Source organism: Paenibacillus baekrokdamisoli, from assembly GCF_003945345.1.
GTDB classification, from domain to species: domain Bacteria; phylum Bacillota; class Bacilli; order Paenibacillales; family Paenibacillaceae; genus Paenibacillus_Z; species Paenibacillus_Z baekrokdamisoli.
Map to the genome: position 1 here is coordinate 756,391 of NZ_AP019308.1, position 17,836 is coordinate 774,226.

The 17,836-nt window shown below is 43.8% G+C and carries 14 protein-coding genes; 9 read left to right on the top strand and 5 right to left on the bottom strand.

Annotated features, from left to right (window positions below; genetic code table 11):
* The first annotated feature begins 79 nt into the window (after positions 1-79).
* The gene (locus EKN16_RS03220; protein ID WP_232016184.1) at positions 80-2,215 is read left to right on the top strand and encodes a methyl-accepting chemotaxis protein; all 2,136 of its coding nucleotides are present in this window, start codon (positions 80-82) and stop codon (positions 2,213-2,215) included.
* Between the two features lie 476 nt (positions 2,216-2,691).
* Here the strand turns inward: EKN16_RS03220 and EKN16_RS03225 are convergent, their stop codons facing one another.
* Positions 2,692-3,372 carry a zinc metallopeptidase gene (locus EKN16_RS03225; protein ID WP_125653677.1) on the bottom strand — a complete coding sequence of 227 codons (681 nt, stop codon included), beginning with the start codon at positions 3,370-3,372 and terminating at the stop codon, positions 2,692-2,694.
* 189 nt (positions 3,373-3,561) lie between these two features.
* Positions 3,562-4,002, bottom strand: a complete 441-nt coding sequence (locus EKN16_RS03230; protein ID WP_125665812.1) for a MerR family transcriptional regulator — start codon at positions 4,000-4,002, stop codon at positions 3,562-3,564.
* 397 nt (positions 4,003-4,399) lie between these two features.
* Between EKN16_RS03230 and EKN16_RS03235 the strand changes: the two genes are divergently transcribed.
* Genes EKN16_RS03235 through EKN16_RS03245 form a run of 3 tightly spaced genes read left to right on the top strand, consistent with a single transcriptional unit; the run spans position 4,400 to position 7,641 of the window.
* Positions 4,400-5,770, top strand: a complete 1,371-nt coding sequence (locus EKN16_RS03235; RefSeq protein WP_125653678.1) for an ammonium transporter — start codon at positions 4,400-4,402, stop codon at positions 5,768-5,770.
* 45 nt (positions 5,771-5,815) lie between these two features.
* Entirely contained in the window at positions 5,816-6,886 is a 1,071-nt protein-coding gene (locus EKN16_RS03240; RefSeq protein ID WP_125653679.1) for a DUF294 nucleotidyltransferase-like domain-containing protein, read from the top strand.
* Positions 6,887-6,906: 20 nt separating this feature from the next.
* Entirely contained in the window at positions 6,907-7,641 is a 735-nt protein-coding gene (locus EKN16_RS03245) for a 3'-5' exonuclease (RefSeq protein ID WP_125653680.1), read from the top strand.
* On the opposite strand, the gene EKN16_RS03250 is transcribed toward EKN16_RS03245, so the two are convergent.
* Positions 7,615-8,133, bottom strand: coding sequence for a M67 family metallopeptidase (locus EKN16_RS03250; RefSeq protein WP_125653681.1), 519 nt, complete (start codon positions 8,131-8,133; stop codon positions 7,615-7,617). The genes EKN16_RS03245 and EKN16_RS03250 overlap by 27 nt on opposite strands.
* 76 nt (positions 8,134-8,209) lie before the next feature.
* Positions 8,210-9,526: an MFS transporter gene (locus EKN16_RS03255; RefSeq protein WP_125653682.1), complete on the bottom strand. Its 1,317-nt coding sequence runs from the start codon at positions 9,524-9,526 to the stop codon at positions 8,210-8,212.
* A gap of 142 nt (positions 9,527-9,668) precedes the next feature.
* Here EKN16_RS03255 and EKN16_RS03260 point away from each other — a divergent pair, with 142 nt between their 5' ends.
* On the top strand, positions 9,669-10,229 hold the full coding sequence (locus tag EKN16_RS03260; RefSeq protein ID WP_125653683.1) for a TlpA family protein disulfide reductase: 561 nt from the start codon (positions 9,669-9,671) through the stop codon (positions 10,227-10,229).
* 96 nt (positions 10,230-10,325) lie between these two features.
* Here the strand turns inward: EKN16_RS03260 and cimA are convergent, their stop codons facing one another.
* Positions 10,326-11,939: a citramalate synthase gene (gene cimA, locus EKN16_RS03265; protein ID WP_125653684.1), complete on the bottom strand. Its 1,614-nt coding sequence runs from the start codon at positions 11,937-11,939 to the stop codon at positions 10,326-10,328.
* Positions 11,940-12,145: 206 nt separating this feature from the next.
* Here cimA and EKN16_RS03270 point away from each other — a divergent pair, with 206 nt between their 5' ends.
* The 4 genes from EKN16_RS03270 (at position 12,146) to EKN16_RS03285 (ending at position 17,806) form a co-directional block, all read left to right on the top strand.
* On the top strand, positions 12,146-13,435 hold the full coding sequence (locus EKN16_RS03270; RefSeq protein WP_125653685.1) for a DNA polymerase IV: 1,290 nt from the start codon (positions 12,146-12,148) through the stop codon (positions 13,433-13,435).
* 105 nt (positions 13,436-13,540) lie between these two features.
* The gene (locus tag EKN16_RS03275; RefSeq protein ID WP_125653686.1) at positions 13,541-13,777 is read left to right on the top strand and encodes a ferredoxin; all 237 of its coding nucleotides are present in this window, start codon (positions 13,541-13,543) and stop codon (positions 13,775-13,777) included.
* Between the two features lie 301 nt (positions 13,778-14,078).
* Positions 14,079-15,986, top strand: a complete 1,908-nt coding sequence (locus tag EKN16_RS03280; RefSeq protein ID WP_125653687.1) for a CHASE2 domain-containing protein — start codon at positions 14,079-14,081, stop codon at positions 15,984-15,986.
* A complete protein-coding gene (locus EKN16_RS03285; protein WP_125653688.1) occupies positions 15,983-17,806 on the top strand; it encodes a FecR domain-containing protein in 1,824 nt (607 codons plus the stop codon). Before EKN16_RS03280 ends, EKN16_RS03285 begins: the two co-directional genes overlap by 4 nt.
* Positions 17,807-17,836 lie beyond the last annotated feature (30 nt).

Sequence of the window (17,836 nt, forward strand, 5' to 3'; positions counted from 1 at the left end):
TGCATACACGGATTGACACGTGCCCACAGACTTATTAGATGCAGAATGAAAAACTACTACAAACAGGTGGTGTCTTAAGATGAGTTCCAACAAGAAGGCAGAGAATAATGTACCAGAGAAAGACTCGAAGAATATAAAGTCATTATATTCGAATTCAGTTCAGGCAATAGGAGGCATGAAGTTAAAAAGTCCATTCAAATCAGTTGGTACTATGTTATTTCTGATTATTTTCTCGGCCATTTTGGTCTGTGTATTGGTAGTTGGATTATTTTCTTATTCCACTTCCAAATCTATCATTAAGAAAAAGGTATCTGAATCGGATACAGTCGCGATCTCACAATCTCAAGGTAAACTCGATCTCATGTTCGGTAATTATGACGCGTTGACGATGCAAATTCTACTTGATAAAAATATTCAAGAAAATCTGCAAAAATATGCGGGGACTAAGGAGGACTACGATAAATTTGATGCGCTTAAGAAAGTAAGTGAAACCATTCAAACTTATATTCTTGGTAATTCAAGTATCGTGGGAGCGGCTGTTGTTCCTATTAAAGGAGATGACAATACCGTTACGATAGGTGGGACCAACATAAGAACGGCAGAAGCGCAAAAATCTGACTGGATGAAGTCAGTAGTAGCTGCTTCCGGTCGAGTTGTATGGCTCCCTTCAAAAGAAAAAGGGTACAGTGGAACTTTGTCAGAGCCTACGGTTGCTCTGGGCCGTGTTATGAAAAACGCGATAACTAATGAGGCAACCTCTATTGTTGTTGTAGAAATCTACCTGAAAGAAATTGCTAAACAGTTAGAGGATCTTAAGCTTGGGGCAGGCAGTGACATATCAATCGTTGATTCTAACAATAAAATTATATTTTCTTCCCTTCCTGGCAAGCTCGGCAATGATTCAGTCGTCAAGCTAACGAATGGAAAGGATATGCTTCCAAAAGCTTCTGAGACCGTTAATCAGGATGGTAATCAGATTCTTGCCGTGTATAGCAAAATAGACTCCACGAATTGGTATTTGCTTGGAACGGTTCCGGTGGCCGAACTGGTTAAAGATGCTGCTCAGATCCGTGACATCACATGGATCATTGCTGCAATTGCTGCTTTGCTGGCCATCGGAATAGGATTGCTTGTAATTCGAATGGTTGCGATGCCGCTTATTCGACTCAAGAACCTAATGACTGAAGGGGAACAGGGGAATTTATCTGTTCGATCTAAAGTGAAATCAAAGGATGAGATTGGGCAGCTTTCTCAGAGCTTTAATCAGATGATGGCGCAAATAACGCAGCTTGTAACCCAAACGAATCAGTCTGCCCAAGATGTGCTTAGTACAGCGGGTGAGCTGACAGATGCTTCAAAGAAAACGGCTATATCCGCTAAGGAGATAGCTGTTGCAACTGAAGAGATCGCTAATGGGGCATCTAGTCTGGCGATTGAAGCTGATAAAGGCAGTGATTTGACTCAGGAAATCGGAGATCAAATGCAGCAGGTCATGTCAGCTAATGAAGAGATGGGCGTTGCAGCTTCAGAGGTGGAACGCGCAAGTATGCAAGGAACAGCCTATATGAACAGTCTCATTGAGAAAACCGGTTTAACGGAAGAAATGACTCGTTCAATGGTGGAAAAGGTAGATCGTCTCAAAGAAAGTACTCGTTCGATCCGTAAAATTCTCGACTTGTTGAGTAATGTGTCCAAGCAAACGAATATCCTTTCGCTGAATGCAACGATAGAAGCGGCTCGCGCAGGCGCAGCTGGTAAAGGTTTCATGGTAGTAGCAGATGAAATTCGTAAATTGGCGGATCAATCTCGTCAATCCATCGAGATCGTCGGCCAAATTACCGATACAATCCAAAGAGAAATCGATGAGACGGTTAATGTTCTTTCAACCGCATATCCGATTTTCCAAGAACAGATTTCTTCGGTAAAAGAAGCCAATCAAATTTTCTTAACGGTACAAAGTCAAATGGGTGATTTTGTAGGTCGTCTAAGTACAGTTACGAATTCAATCTCTGGGTTGGAGCGTTCGCAAGTTGTTCTCTCTGAAGCAATGAGCAACGTCAGTGCGGTTGCAGAGGAATCATCAGCAACTTCAGAGCAAGTAGCTTCCCTGAGTAGTGAACAAACCAGCATTGGGGAAGGCTTGGTCAGACTCTCTGATAAACTGGAGATGGTATCGAAAGGGCTTAAAGAGACACTTTCAAGATTTAGAACATAATAAGGGATCGGCTTGGTGTAACGGATTCCGTTTGGAATGGTAAATGTGATGTAATATACAAAAAAGCATGCAGATTAGCATTCATAATCTGCATGCTATTTTTGTTTGTGTTAAAATATAGTCGATTTCAACCTGGTTCCAATAAAAGACTACCGCTCAATAATTCGCTACTTGATATATTCGAAGCCTTGTACGTAGAAGGCCGCTGCGCAGACGGATCATTCTTACGATCGCTGTTGTCTCCCTATTTCTTGATTCTATCCCTTAGGGGTAGAAATCGGGAGACAAAGGCGACCGCTATCGCTTCTTCAGAACGATTCCATCCGCTTCGCTAGGTTAGTCGTGTGGCAAGCACTGATTATGGTTAAGAGCCTGTAATAATTGTGCTTTTTGGCTGTTGCATTGCAAAGAAAAGAGACGGGATAGAATTCCCGTCTCTTTTTGAGTTGCGTCTACTTTTAAAGTCGATGGTGCACTTAGTCTCGGCTTTGAGAGATCATGATGTATTTGACTAGTGTCAGTAAGGAAATGAGTGCTGCGGCTACGTAGGTTAGCGCAGCAGCATTAAGTACTTTACCGACGCCGCGCTCTTCCTCGTTCGTAATGAAGCCTTCGGAAACCATTATGTCGCGAGCTCTACTGCTAGCATTAAACTCAACAGGCAAGGTGATTAACTGAAATGCGACAGCGCAGGAGAAGAAAAGGATACCTAGAGTGATCAATCCAGTGAAATTAAACATAAAACCAGCAATCAGCAAGAATGGTGCGAAACCAGAAGCAAAGTTGACGACTGGGAAGATACGATGACGCAATGCGAGCATCGGATAATGCTCTTTATGCTGGATCGCATGTCCGATCTCGTGACAAGCCACAGAGATGGCTGAGATGGATCTTTCGTAATAAACGGGTTCGGATAAACGTACAACACGATGAATAGGATCGTAGTGGTCTGTGAGTGAGCCTGCTACGGGCTCGATGGGTATATCTTGCAGGCCATTACGATCGAGCATCCTTCTAGCAGCTTCGTAGCCAGTTAGCCCGCTCATCGCTTCGACGTCCGCCCAACGGTTGAAAGTACCTTTAACTCGAAATTGAGCCCATAAAGATAAAAGGAATGCAATGATGATCAAAAAGTCCATGGGATGAAAAAATAACATAAGCTTTCCCTCCTAAAAGTTTTTGCGTGGCTCTGCCTAAGAATACCGATTAGGTATTCTTGAAGCGAAAACTACATCGGAAGCATAAACTAAGTTTTTGCGTGGCTCTGCCTAAGAATACCGATTAGGTATTCTTGAAGCGAAAACTACATCGGAAGCATAAACTAAGTTTTTGCGTGGGCTTTGCTGTTACATCAGACCGCCTTTATTAAGAAGAAGCATTAGCGCTTCGACGCAGGCTGCTGTCTGGGGAACAAGCCGTTTGAAGAGCAGCTTGGCCTGTTGTGGCTTCAATTGACTAAGAACAGGTTCAAGCTCTTTGACTTCACGTTGGAGCTGCTCCAGATGGAGCTGGAGGTCAGTGAGCTTACTTGAGACCTGCTCTTCAGATGAAACCTTGCGCCAACCATTAATATTAGCCTTGATTTCATCAAGAGAATATTTATCTTTCTTCATTTGTACAATACGTTTGAGACGAAGCAAAGTTTCATCACTATAAAGACGATAATTTTTTGCAGAGCGTTTTTCTGGTTCAAGAAGCCCCATTGAAGTATAGAAATCAATCGTACGAGGGCTAACGTCGGCCAACTTTGATAATTCACCTATCCGGTATAACGGATGCTCTTGCAACGTTTCCACCTTCTTTCATTAATGCGCACGAGTCCATCTTTATATATCCTATGATAACGAATTAAGAACCATACAGTCAAACGTTATGCTTTTCAAATATAAAATGTAACAAAGCTGACATAACTAGCGAATGGAGCAATTCTTTCATTTTCAACATGAGAATAAAGATGTAAGTGTTCAGATAAATGCTGTAAAGGCGAAGGATAGCCGTCGATTTCAAACGTTTTCGCTTTATTTTTGTGAAAAAACTTAACATTAAATAGTTTCGAGCAAGCTAATGTTAGATTTTATTGAAGAAAATGATAAAAGCATATTGTCAAATGGGGCACTTCTGACTATAATGACATTAAGTCTTTCATATCGTGTTAAATAACATCACATTAGGGAGTGGTCGTCCATGGTTAAAAAGTTATTAGTATCATTAAGTGCTCTATTGTTATTATTCCCAGCATTAGCATTCGCCGATGATCCATCCGCAGCAACTCTGAATATGGGACTGAACTCGATCTGGGTTATGGTTGCAGCAATACTGGTTATTCTTATGCAAGCTGGCTTCATATTATTAGAATCTGGTTCAACACGCATGAAGAATGCAGGACATATTGCAGGTAAAACCATTTTCACTTTAGGTCTTTGTACATTAGTATACTGGGCTGTTGGATATGCATTCGCTTTTGGTAGTGAAAATGCCGCTAACTCAATCAGTCAAGTTATTGGCTCCGGCAGTTACTTCTTTGCACCATCAATTGCAGCAGGAGATGGCGAGTCGTTGCCGACCACAATCTTCTTCATCTTCCAACTAGCTTTCGCTGCAGTGTCGCTCTCCATTGCTTGGGGTGGATTCGCAGAACGGGCAAAGCTTTCGGCCTATCTTGTCTTCACAGTTTTGTTTACAGCACTTATTTATCCGGTTGTCGCTCACTGGATTTGGAGTTCATCTGGTTGGTTGTTCACAAAAGGTGCGCAAGACTACGCAGGATCGACGGTTGTTCACTTAACAGGTGCAATTGCAGCTTTCGCGGCAACCGTTCTTCTCAAACCTCGTATCGGTCGCTTCAACAAGGATGGTTCCGCTAATGAAATACTTGGTCACAACCAAGTATTCGGAGCTTTATCCGTATTAATCCTTTGGGTAGGATGGTTCGGTTTTAATGCCGGTAGTGCGCTTAGTGTAGGTGATGGATTTTTCGGTTACGTTGCGTTTAATACACAATTGGGTGCAGCTGGAGGTGCAGTAGCGGCATTGCTGATCTCCTGGTTAGTAAATGGCAAAGCTGACATCACTACTACATTGAATGGCGCACTCGCAGGTCTCGTAGCGATTACGGCGACTTGTGCGTTCGTAGATCCTTGGGCAGCGGTTGTCATTGGTCTAGTAGCTGGTGTTCTCGTATTCTTCAGCTCCAAATTCTTTGAGAAAGTCAAAGTGGATGATCCGATCTTCGCTCTTTCCGTACATGGAACAGCAGGTATCTGGGGTACGCTTGCTAATGGTATCTTCGCAACCGATCTTCTTGCTAAGAAACTAAATGTAGGTCAAGGTGGTTTGATTGACACAGGTAACTGGCATCAATTGTGGGTTCAATTCGAATCCGTTGTCGTTTGTGGAGGTTACACACTTGCAGCATCCTTCTTGTTGCTTGGTATCATGAAGCTTGTTATGGGCTTGCGTGTTACGGAAGAGCAAGAAATTATCGGTCTTGATCTCTCGGAGCATGGTACTTACGGCTACCCAGAGCAAATGAAAAAAGCGCAACAAAGTCTGTAATCTCAGCAAATGACAGTTCATACTGACACCAGGGGTGAGGGTTGCATGAGCGATCCGGTTTGTGCGAAGCTTCTTTCTTTAATCGGTACTGCCGATGATGTATGGACGCTTCGCGGCTTGCGGGATCAAATCCACGAGCAAATGGAAGCTCTGCTCTCTGAACAACCGGTCGAACAATTTTATATGGATCTGAACAGGGTGCATGACGCTTTAATTAAGCGAACGATTGCCCTCTCGGAGGAGCAGATGGCACGGATGGGGAATGGTTCCCCTCCCGTGCCTTACGCGTATTTATTGTTTGGCAGCGGCGGAAGAGAAGAGCAGACATTATCAAGTGATCAGGATAGCGGATTAATCTATGGCGACTCTGATGACGAAACAAAGCGGGAAGAAATATCGCAATATTTTAATGTTTTTTCAAAAACGATCGTCGAGCTGTTGAAGCAAGTGGGTTATCCTCCTTGTGAGGGGGAGGTCATCAGTACCAATAAGCTTTGGAATCAATCACTCTCCGAGTGGAAGAAACAGCTGAATAGCTGGTTTGAGGACCCGAATTGGGAGCGAGTACGCTACCTGCTTATCGTAGCGGATTGCCGATTGATTTATGGTAAAGAGAGCCTTCTTCTTACACTTCAAGATCATTTTTATTCCGATATGTTAAAAAATCCGGTTATCGTGAAGCATATGCTGAATAACACAATGCGTCACAAGATGCTGCTTGGCGTTTTTGGTCAATTACTTAAGGAGCAGTATGGGGAAGATGCAGGCAGCTTGGACGTGAAGTATGGCGCTTATATTCCCATGGTTAATGCAATTCGACTGCTTAGTATTGAGTGCGGACTGCGTCAAACGTCAACATTAGGGCGTATAAGAGGTTTGGTACAGCAAGGGAAGCTATCGCAAGCGAATGCTGATATTTACTCGGATGTATTCCGTTTGTTTCTAAAGCTTAGACTGATGACAACCGAACGTAATGAGGAAGGTTTCTATTCGAATAGTGGTAAGCTTGCTAGTCGCAGGCTGACGAGGGATATGATCCAAGAATTGAAAAGCGGGCTGCGAATAGGTAAAAAGCTTCAGCGGAGCGTCTATAAACAAACGATGGGCAGGCTGTAAGTAAGGCGGAGGGGAGAAAGATGAAAGAGCAAAAAGGCGTCGGGCGGATGTGGCATCTCTACAAAATGGGAGGCATCACACCTGCAATTGCATCTATGCTTGGCGCGCAAAATGCACAGCAAATGGCATTCATTCGCTCCATGTCAAAGGATCAACGCAAGGAATCGATCTTGGATCAGCCGCTGCGTGAAATGGAGGTTGTCGTCTTTGATTTGGAAACGACGGGCTTCTATCCAAGCAATGGGGACGAAATTTTATCGATTGGTGCGATTACACTCAAAGGTGAAGAAATCATAGAGAGTCGCTCCTTTTATAGTCTGGTCAATCCAAAGCGCAAGGTACCCAAACATATTATTGAATTGACCGGAATTACCAATGAGATGGCTGGGTCAGCGCCTGATTTGATCCAGGTTCTGCATGACTTCATGGAATTCGTGGGTAAAAGAATGCTTATTGCTCATGCAAGCGGTCATGATAAGCAGTTTCTCAATGCAGCCTTGTGGCGGACTTCAAAAATAAATCTAACACACCGAGTGTTAGATACGATGATGGTGGCCAAATGGCTGGAGCCTAGGCTTGAGGGATACAGTCTAGATGATCTTCTTGAGAATAACGGAATAGAAGTCACACAGCGGCATCATGCGCTAGAGGACTCGATTATGACAGCTAAGCTCTGGCTGAAATATTTGAAGCGCATTTTGAACCGCAATATTGTAACGTTAGGTGATCTATACGCCTATCTTAGCAAGCATTAAAGGCGTGAAAGTCTTCCTGTTATACCAATAGGGCTGCACATCAGGCTGCTCTAAATGGGGGAAGGAAACAATCCAGTAAGATACAGCAGGGACGTACTGCATCCCTTCTAGATCCGCGAGACTTGGCAGCGGATTAGTGCTGGGATGCGAATGATAGATGCCGACAAGTGATTGTCGGTTTTTTTGTATGCGATAAAGGATTGTAATCCAATCGTTCGGATCAAAACGGAAATTTTGATTCGCGTGCTCGGCTGTATTGGATATGGGATAGATTTGGTCCACGCTAAGAATGCCGTTCTGCCTCTGATTAATCATCTCAGATGAATGACTGCACGTGAGTACTCCACATGCTTCATTTGGCATATCGGACCTGCAGTGGTGTAGCATGGCTTGCCAGGCGTTCACTGTCATTGCTGCCTTGATCGGCTGTTGCTTCCAAGTAGAATGCATCGAAATATTTTTATCAGGGAATGAGTTTGTATAGCTTGTCATTGATTAAGAAATCCCTTCCTGTACAATCTGCGCAGAACACAATCATTATATCGTTAGCAGGTGAACAGAGGAAGTCTTAGACTTGTTTGTTAACCTTCGCAGGTGGACGGACGCAAACGATGATTAATACACACGCAGCTGCCGCCAGCCCCGCAACAATTCCAAACAGAAGCGTATCGGAGCGCTTGGCTATATAGCCAAATAGTGGTGGTCCAATCGCAACGCCGAAGAAGCGCAAGCTGCTGTATAAGGAAGTGACCATTCCGCGATGTGGACGGTCCACTGAACCGGTAATGAGCGTGTTTAGGCAAGGCAGAAGAAGTCCTGTGCCAATGCTGCTTAATAAGGCGAAACCTATTAAAGCATAAATATTGCTGTGAAGCCAAGCTGCCATTGCAAGAGATCCGCTCATGAGACCAAGTCCGGTAATCATGAGCTTGCGCATGAGTGAACCGTTCGATTTAATTTTCTTTCCTGTTAGATAGGAGGTCGCCACAAGGCCGAGAAGAGGAATGGCGAGAACACCTCCCTTTGCAACACCATCGATATGATAAGGTGCTTTCTCAAGCAAGTCAGATAGTCTGAATAAGACTCCGAATAAGATAAATAAGCCTAATGAACCCGCTATAAAAGCTGCAAGAAGCCATTTTCCTTTCTCGTGAAAGATCTTTTTGATATCAGAGAGGTATACTTTGGCTGAAGTTGCTTTTTTCTCATTAGGAGGTTCCTTTATCATAAGAAGCATAGCGGCAAAAGCAGCAGCGCAGAATAACGGGAAGGCGAATAAAGGGGCATACCAGGCGATTAGTGCAAGCAATGAACCGAGAATAGGGCTAATGACTTTGCCAGCCCCATTAGAGGCTTCAATTAATCCTAATGCTTCACTTTCAGTACCGTCCTTATATTTATCACCAACCAATGCCATTGCGATTGGCGCTGTCCCTGCAGCTCCAATCCCTTGAAGAGCTCTAGCTGCGATTAAGAAGCCGTAAGAATGCATAACAGCCGCAATACCTGCTGCAATACCTGCGATGCCATATATGGCCAGTGAAGGAAGTATAATCGCTTTTCGGGAGAAACGATCAGATAGGAAGCCTGCGAATGGAATAGCAATCGCCGCTGCAAGTGAGAATAAGGTAATGACTAGACTAGCTTGAAAGGAGGAAATGTGAAGTTCTTTCTCCATATCGGGTAATATAGGGACCAGCATTGAATTGCCTAGAACGAGCACCATTGGAACGGATGCTAATGCGATATATGCCTTCCATTTTCCTTGGCTGCTTGAATCTGGCTTGTTCTGTTTTTTGCCAGCAGCATGATTCTTGTTCTCAGAGGTGAAAACTTGCATTTTGCTTGATTTATCTGCTGTCCATCTTGATTTGACTTTATCCATTATGTTGTTAGCCCCCATGGGTAAATGTGGCGATCTAGTGGTAATGTGCCCCTCAGCTTGAGCATCCATTCTCCGGCGTGGTAACATATAGGTGATAGGTAAACGAAGGTAAACGAATTATCAGAAGGAAAGAAGGCTTAGCATGAAACGTTCTCTTGTGTTATTAGTTGTTGTTCTTCTTTTGGCAGGCGCAGCTGTTTATCAAAATAGAGGAAAGCAGGAAGTGGCATTAGCCGCTTCTAGCGATATGAAACCGAAACCAGGGTTCACAGCACCCACTTTGCAGTTGCCCAACCTAAGCGATCAAAGTATGGCAATAGGTGGAAAGCGTGACAAGCTGCTTCTTATTAATTTTTGGGCTTCCTGGTGTGGTCCGTGTGAGCTCGAAGCACCTGATATGCAGGACTTGTCGGTTAAATACGGCGGACTGCTTGAATTATACGGCGTTAATGCAACGAGCTATGATAAGGAGAGACAAGCTAGAGAATTCGTTGATCAGCAAAAGCTAACGTTTCCGATCTTGATGGATCGAGATGGAAAAGCGACGGATCTGTATAAAGTCACATCGTTTCCGACCAGTTTGCTGGTCGATAGTGAGGGAATTGTGAGGGAGCGGATCACAGGCGTGATCACGAAATCAAAGTGGGAAGGGTTAATCGAGAAATGGATTGACCTTAATGAGAGAGAGAAAGTGAAGAAGTAGTATTAAGGCAGGCATAAATAGAGCCGGAGACGCAGAAAACGCCAAGATTTAGCTGATCAGCTGAATCTTGGCGTTTATTGTGTAATAGAAGAAGGATTAGTGATTCACTAATCCGAGCTGTTCACGTGGTTCATCCTGCGTTTTTTTGATTTTGGCCATATTGAGCAGGGCATAGCGGATACTGTCTACTAAAGCTTCCCAACTGGCCTCGATCACGTTGCTTGAGACGCCGACTGTATTCCAGGTATTATTGAAATCGGTCGATTCCATAAGCACGCGAACCTTGGCAGCTGTAGCATCCTTCTCATCAATAACTCGCACTTTATAATCGACCAAATGAATATTGTTGATACTTGGGTAGAACTGTTCGAGAGACTTGCGAAGCGCGTTATCAAGGGCATTAACTGGCCCATTACCCTCGGCAGCGGTGTAAACGGTCTGTCCATCCACCTTCACTTTAACGATAGCTTCAGCATTCATGCCGCCATTCGATTTCTCGACAATTAGCTTCATCGATTCAAGCTTGAAGATTTCGGTCATCTCACCAAAAGCATCACGCAGCAGAAGCTCAAGGGAGGCGTCGGCTCCTTCGAATTGATAGCCTTGGTGCTCAAGCTCTTTAATACGCTCCATTATTTCCTTCGTTTTGTCATTGTTTGCAGTAACATCGAGTCCAAGCTCCTGCGCCTTCGAAATAATGTTGCTTTGTCCCGCAAGCTCAGAAACGAGGATGCGCTGCTTGTTGCCGACAAGCTCTGGGCTAATATGCTCATAAGTCTTGGAGTCCTTCATGATGGCGGAGACATGAATGCCGCCTTTATGAGCAAATGCCGCATTGCCTACGAAAGGCTGTCCAACAGGCATATTCGCATTGGCAATTTCACTGACATAACGTGCTGTCGTTGTAAGAGATTGCAGTTGTTCATCGCTAATGCAGCGATAATCCATTTTCACTTGGAGATTCGGTATGATTGAGCAAAGGTTAGCGTTACCACAGCGCTCACCATAACCATTAATGGTTCCCTGTACCTGACGAGCACCCGCTTGAATAGCGGCTAGTGAGTTGGCGACCGCGAGCTCGCAATCGTTATGGGTGTGTATACCTAGCGGTGCTGTAAGCTCAGCGCGAACACGGGATACAATTTCGTGAATCTCCGATGGCAGCGTACCGCCGTTTGTGTCACAGAGCACAACCCAATCTGCACCTGCATCTTGTGCTTTGCGCAGCGCCATTAACGCATACTCCGGATTATGTTTGTACCCATCAAAGAAATGCTCCGCATCAAAAATCGCTTCGACATTGTTTCTCTTCAAGTAAGCGAAGGAATCGAAGATCATAGCGAGATTCTCTTCGAGTGTGGTTTGAAGGGCTGTACGTACATGGAAGTCCCATGACTTGCCTACGAGTGTTGCAGCAGGGACGCCAGACTCCACAATGCGGATCAAGCTGCTGTCCTGATCGGCGATACTGTTCTTCCTTCTTGTGCTGCCGAATGCAGTAACTTTGGCCTTAAGATTCAAGGCTTTGACACGTTGGAAAAACTCAATATCCTTACTATTGCTTCCGGGATTTCCGCCTTCGATATAATGAACGCCAAGTGCATCAAGCTTCAGGGCGATTTTTAATTTGTCATCTGCCGAAAGACTAATTCCTTCGCCTTGTGTGCCATCACGCAGCGTGGTATCAAAAATTGAGATCGAATTTGCCATGTACCGGATGCCTCCTCTTTTGCTTCCTGATTCCTATCAAAAGACATAATTTCTTATTATAACATGTGTTGTACAGGGCGTAAATGTAGATCCAAAGTCGGTATTGCTAACAGTAAGGATATCCCGTGTTATAATAGATTGCGACCATCTATAAGCGAATATATGCTTGTACGAAACGATAAATGATAACCAAAGGAGAGCCAGTTATGTTGAAGACTGATGAGCCCAAGCTAGCTGGCAAAGGCCGGGTCATTATTCATTTGGATATGAATGCTTTCTACTGTTCTGTTCATGAGGCAGAAGAGCCACACCTCTATAAAGGAAGGCCGACAGCTGTAGCAGGCAGCGTAGAGCTTCGAAAAGGAATTATTGTTACCTCATCCTATGCTGCTCGCAAGCTTGGTGTTAAGACCGGGATGACGGTAAGGCAAGGGATACAATTGTGTCCCGATTTGATACTCATACAGCCGGACTTTGAGCTCTATCGTAAATATTCAAAAGGTTTTATGTCCGTGGCTAGACAATATACACCTTTGGTCGAAGCTACATCGATTGACGAATGTTACTTAGACATAAGCGGATCGTCCATTTTTGGAGAGCCTTTAGAAATAGCCCATGCCATCCAGGATCGTGTTCAAAGCGAATGGAGCTTACCCTGTTCAATCGGGATCGCCCCAAACAAGCTTCTTGCGAAAATGGCTTCCGATATGCAGAAGCCTAATGGATTTACGGTGCTTCGTATTCGCGATGTGCCCAGGCTGCTCTGGAATAAGCCTTGTGATGATTTATTTGGAATCGGCCGCAAGACAGCAGAAAAACTTAAAAAATTGAACATTCGCACATTGGGACAGCTTGCAGCAACCGATGAAGCCATGCTTGTGAAGCAATTTGGTGTACTTGGCAGCTGGATGAAAGCAGCAGCTCACGGCATCGATCATTCTCCTGTTCACGCGGATCGAGAGCGCAATAAGTCGATTGGTCATACGACAACACTGCCCAAGAATGTAACAGACCGCGACGAAGTGCACCGTGTGTTATTAAATTTGGCTGATCAGACGGGCAGAAGAATGCGCCGTCAAAAAATGCTTGCCGCTACGATACAAATTGTAATTCGTAAGCCTGATATGACGACAATAAATCGCTCAAGTACACTCCCCACGCCAACTGATTCGGCGAGAGATATCCACCGTGAGGCTTGCAAATTATTTGATAAGCATTGGCGTGAAGGTGAGCCGGTGAGATTGCTTGGTGTAACCTTGCAAAACCTATCCCTACAAGCTGAAACAGCGGTACAGCTTGATATTTTTAATTTTGAAGAGGCACCCAAAAAGGCCGCTCTAACGAAAGCAATGGACATGCTCCGTGATAAATTTGGCGAGGACGCCGTGCTTACAGCGGGGATGCTTGGTGATGATCCCTCAGTCCTTATTCGGAACAAACGAATTCGTGGTACATCCTTGCAAACTGATGAGCATATGTTATATAGTGATGAGTGAGGTTGTACGTATTACTAGTTAATTAGCGTCTACTTTTGAAACGGGTTATTGCTCGCAGAGAAGTATTCGTAAGCGTAATGCAAAAATTTTTAGGAGGTCAATTAAATGTCGAAATTTACTTGGGTTGAAAAAGATACGTGCATAGCTTGCGGCGCTTGTGGAGCAACAGCACCTGATATTTATGACTATGATGATGAAGGTCTTGCTGAAGTTATCTACCTCAGTGATGGCAACAAAGGAAATACAGAAATCCCCGAGGATCTTTATGATGATCTACAAGATGCAGCTGATGGCTGTCCTACAGATTCCATCAAAATTGCGGATGTCGCCTTTAATAACTAATTTCCTTCCTACTGAATATCTTATACATGTTGAATCCCATTCCTTATCAGATAAGGAATGGGATTTTTCTTGTTTATTCGACAATAATTATTGCCATTCGTTGTAAAATTGAACTAGAATAAAGAATAGATTAATAGAGAGAATTGCCCAGTAGTACTAAGAAGAAAGCGGATACTAGGTTGATGCTTCAGGAGCTGTTTCAGGAAGTAAGCAGATAACTAAGTGTATGCTTCCGAAGTGGTTATCTGCTTTACATAGAAGCTGTTTCAGGAAGTAAGCAGATAACTTTTAGGAGGCGTATATGCAGAGGCGTAAATGGCTGTTAACGATTGCAGTCGGAATATTAACTTGTTTGTTTTGGTCTCTGTTAAGTAACTTGGGCACCGGTGGAACGTTGAACAGACTTGAATCGGTGCTACAGGATAAAGTCATGCAGCAATCGGATGTGGAGCGGGCTCCAAATGTTAATATCAAGCTTATCAAGATCGATCAGAATTCGCTTGACCAGCTGGGTCAATTTCCTTGGGATCGCGGTCTTTATGCCCAATTGATCAGCATGCTTGCAGATGCAGGGGCCAAAGCTATTGCACTTGATATTGTATTGGCTGAACCCGGTAAAGATCCCGCAAGCGATGCTTTGATGGCCGAGACCATGAAGAAGTATCCTAATGTCGTTCTCCCCGTTGTTTTTAACTTGAAAGCAAAACAGGATGGGGCGGGTCTATTAGAAACGGAATCGGTGGCCTACCCTGCCGAGACTATAGGTGCTAGTCCCAATCAATTGGCTCATATTAACGTAATTCAGGATCAAGATGGAACCGTTCGGAAGGTGACTGTCGGCCTAAAGGATGAGAAGGGAACAGTTGTCCCTGCTCTTAGTGTGAAGCTAGCCAATTACTTGCTGGATAAAGATCATCAGATTAATTGGGATCCAGACAAGTCCGCTTGGTATCGTGGAGATAAGCGGATACCGGTTGATAATCGCAATCAACTCGCTACAGAGTTCTATACCGAGCCGCGAGAGGAAATGAGTGTATATACGGGGTATGACTCCCAATCGTTTTTTGATGTGCTGTCGGGAAATATCCCAGCTGAATATTACCAAGGGGATGTCGTTCTAATTGGTCCTTTTGCACCTGGTCTTCAGGATGAATATTTAACACCTCTTAGTGCGAGGCTCAAAATGTACGGCGTTGAGATTCATGCTAATATGGTGCAATCTCTTGTTGCAGGTAAATTCTTTACTAAAGCAACCAAGCCTGTCAATTATACATTTATTATTGTACTTACCTTGTTGTCCCTGCTCGTTTTTGAACGTATTACAGGTGGGAAAGCTTTCATTTTCTATGCTGCTTTTGTCATCATCTTCTTCTTTGTATGGATATTGCTTTATTACATACTCTCTTTATTCATTACCTTTACCTATCCCTTCCTTGCGATGACGACAGCATTCATATGGTCGGTTGTTAAGCATTACGTAAGCGAGCGTAAAGAACGAAACCGAGTAACGAATATTTTCGGCAGATTCGTTCCTCGTACCGTAGTGGATGAGATGCTCGCATCAGGCGAGGAGATTACAGTTGGCGGTCAGCGCCGTGATATAAGCGTTATTTTCGTCGATATACGTGGATTTACCCCGATGTCTGAGAAGCTTGAGCCTGAGCAGGTTATTCAGGTGCTTAACGAGTATTTGGATATTTGCACCAAGGCGGTGTTCAAATGGAATGGTACACTGGACAAGTTTATCGGAGATGGCGTTATGGCGATTTTTGGAGCGCCGATTAATCAGCCCAATCACCCTGAATTAGCTGTACGCGCGGCACTTGAGATGAAGCGTCAATCGGCTGAACTGGAGGAACGCTGCTTACGAGAAATTGGTGTCCCTGTTCGTTTTGGTGTTGGCATTAATAGCGGACCGGCAGTTGTAGGTAATATTGGTTCACAGCTGCTGAGACTCGATTATACAGCCATTGGAGATACGGTTAACTTGTCTGCTAGGCTCGAATCGAATGCGAAGCCAGGTCAAATTCTCATTAGTCAAGAAACCTTGGCGCGAGTAGAAGGGCTTTTTGAAACAGTGTCTATTGGCGAGGTGAAAGTAAAAGGAAAAGAGCATCCCGTCCTCGTAACGGAAGTGCTTGGTGAAGTCACAACGGTTGGAGAACAGAAATCTAAGCCGTTACCTATTGAAGGAGGTACAGGAGAATGAAGGCAAGAAGCAATCGTTTATTTCTTTTAACATTGTGTTTGACATTACTTATTGGTCCACTCTCATTATTCGCGGCATCGACACATGCATCAGCTGAACAGGTGATGCGGGTAGCTATCGTTAAATCATTGAAGGGAACGGTTAGTGTCCTAAAGTCAGGAGGTTCCAAATCCTTTAAAGCATTCAATAATATGAGCTTAAATGAAGGAGATCAGATTACTACGGGCAAAGATGGTCTGGTGGAGCTTAATTTAGCCAGCAAGGATGCGGATAAAGACACACTCAACATTGGCCAGAATTCGCAAGTAACCTTTACGAAACTGAAAGACAGCAGTGGGACGAAGACTAAAATGAGTGTTTGGGCAGGATCACTATGGATCAAAGTGAAATCCGTTTCCAATGCGAGTGACCAGTTCGAAATCGAAACGCCGACCTCTATCATGGGTGTACGTGGTACTCAGTTATTTGTAGTTGTAGACCCTATAACAGGACTTACAAAAATGGTGGTTGCAGCGGGTATCGTCCAGTCGAATGTTCAATCTAAGAAAGATTCGAATGCTCCTACTGGGACAACAGGTTCTAATACATATGCCATGTATCCAAGTCAGCAAATCACGCAGGTGCTGGAAGGAAACAAAATAGATTCCATTGTCTCACCAATTGATATGAATGACTTTATACAGAACACGTCTGCAGATATCATTAAAGCTATCGTTAAGGATGCTGAATCCATTAAGAAAGAACAGGATCAGCAGATTGAGAAGTTAAAACAAAGCTTGAAGGATAATAAAGCTGCTAATCTGGCAAATACCTCATTCACTCTAGATGATTTAACTCGTTTGGCGAAAAATCTGGATAATCTGATTTCGGGAATTGCGAAGGCTGCAGTTGATGAAGGTAAAGTTGATAAAGATGAGATGCAGAAAATTGTCGATGAAGTTAATAAAAAAGCAGGCTCCAAGATCGTAGATATCTCCAAAGATCTTCAACAAGATCTGACGAATAAAGAAAAACAGAAGCTAGAAGAAGCAAAGAAATTATTGGATAAGCAAAAAGAGTTAGCTAAAGAGAAGGAAAAGCAAAAGCAGGAGCAATTAAAGCGGCTCGAAGATGCAATTAATGAGCAGAAAAAGCAAGCATTAGCGAATAAGAAAGCAAAGGAAGAAGCCCTTGCTCAAGCTGAGCTGGAGTACTATAAAAAGCTTAAAGAAAATGAAAAGAAGGCGTTTAACGAAAACAGAAAGGAAAATAATCTGCCACCAATTGGCGAAGACAGTTCCAGTCCTTCAAACAATAACCCTAGTACACCAGCGTCTTCTGCAAGTTTTAATTTCCCAGGTTTCCCAAGCGGAATTGCTGCAATGCCAGCTCAGGGTCCGCTGCCTGTTGAAATGAGTGTTGTATTGAGCGGGTTTTATGGAACTAACCGAATTTATGGATACCAAGTTGAGGTTGAATATGAGACTTCGAAAGTAGCATTCGATCAGGTGAAGTTTGCTCCAGCGGATTATCGCAATCAGAGCGGCATATTTAAAGTTGAGCCAGCGGGTGCGACCGTTGAAGGTGCGGATAGCGTTGATGATTTAAGGGTTATCGCGGCTGAGACAAAAACCACTGTTATCTACACTGTCGCTAAATTTAGTGGTCAAGGCATTGCGTTAAGTGATAATACGACAGTAATGAAGCTTCCTTTTAACATCTTGAATCCGGGATCAATTAACTTTCATATCAAATCCCTTACTGCCGTTGATGAGCAGGGGAATTTAATTTCAACACCTGCCCTTCAAGATTTGACACTTCAAGTGAACCTTAACCCGTAACCCGTAACCTAAGAAGGAGTTCAAAAGACG

Excerpts from the sequence above, each read along its gene's own strand:
- EKN16_RS03220 (WP_232016184.1), top strand. The coding sequence starts at position 80 with ATGAGTTCCAACAAGAAGGCAGAGAATAATGTACCAGAGAAAGACTCG.
- EKN16_RS03225 (WP_125653677.1), bottom strand. The coding sequence starts at position 3,372 with ATGTTATTTTTTCATCCCATGGACTTTTTGATCATCATTGCATTCCTT.
- EKN16_RS03235 (WP_125653678.1), top strand. The coding sequence starts at position 4,400 with ATGGTTAAAAAGTTATTAGTATCATTAAGTGCTCTATTGTTATTATTC.
- EKN16_RS03240 (WP_125653679.1), top strand. The coding sequence starts at position 5,816 with ATGAGCGATCCGGTTTGTGCGAAGCTTCTTTCTTTAATCGGTACTGCC.
- EKN16_RS03245 (WP_125653680.1), top strand. The coding sequence starts at position 6,907 with ATGAAAGAGCAAAAAGGCGTCGGGCGGATGTGGCATCTCTACAAAATG.
- EKN16_RS03250 (WP_125653681.1), bottom strand. The coding sequence starts at position 8,133 with ATGACAAGCTATACAAACTCATTCCCTGATAAAAATATTTCGATGCAT.
- EKN16_RS03255 (WP_125653682.1), bottom strand. The coding sequence starts at position 9,526 with ATGGATAAAGTCAAATCAAGATGGACAGCAGATAAATCAAGCAAAATG.
- EKN16_RS03260 (WP_125653683.1), top strand. The coding sequence starts at position 9,669 with ATGAAACGTTCTCTTGTGTTATTAGTTGTTGTTCTTCTTTTGGCAGGC.
- cimA (WP_125653684.1), bottom strand. The coding sequence starts at position 11,939 with ATGGCAAATTCGATCTCAATTTTTGATACCACGCTGCGTGATGGCACA.
- EKN16_RS03270 (WP_125653685.1), top strand. The coding sequence starts at position 12,146 with ATGTTGAAGACTGATGAGCCCAAGCTAGCTGGCAAAGGCCGGGTCATT.
- EKN16_RS03275 (WP_125653686.1), top strand. The coding sequence starts at position 13,541 with ATGTCGAAATTTACTTGGGTTGAAAAAGATACGTGCATAGCTTGCGGC.
- EKN16_RS03280 (WP_125653687.1), top strand. The coding sequence starts at position 14,079 with ATGCAGAGGCGTAAATGGCTGTTAACGATTGCAGTCGGAATATTAACT.
- EKN16_RS03285 (WP_125653688.1), top strand. The coding sequence starts at position 15,983 with ATGAAGGCAAGAAGCAATCGTTTATTTCTTTTAACATTGTGTTTGACA.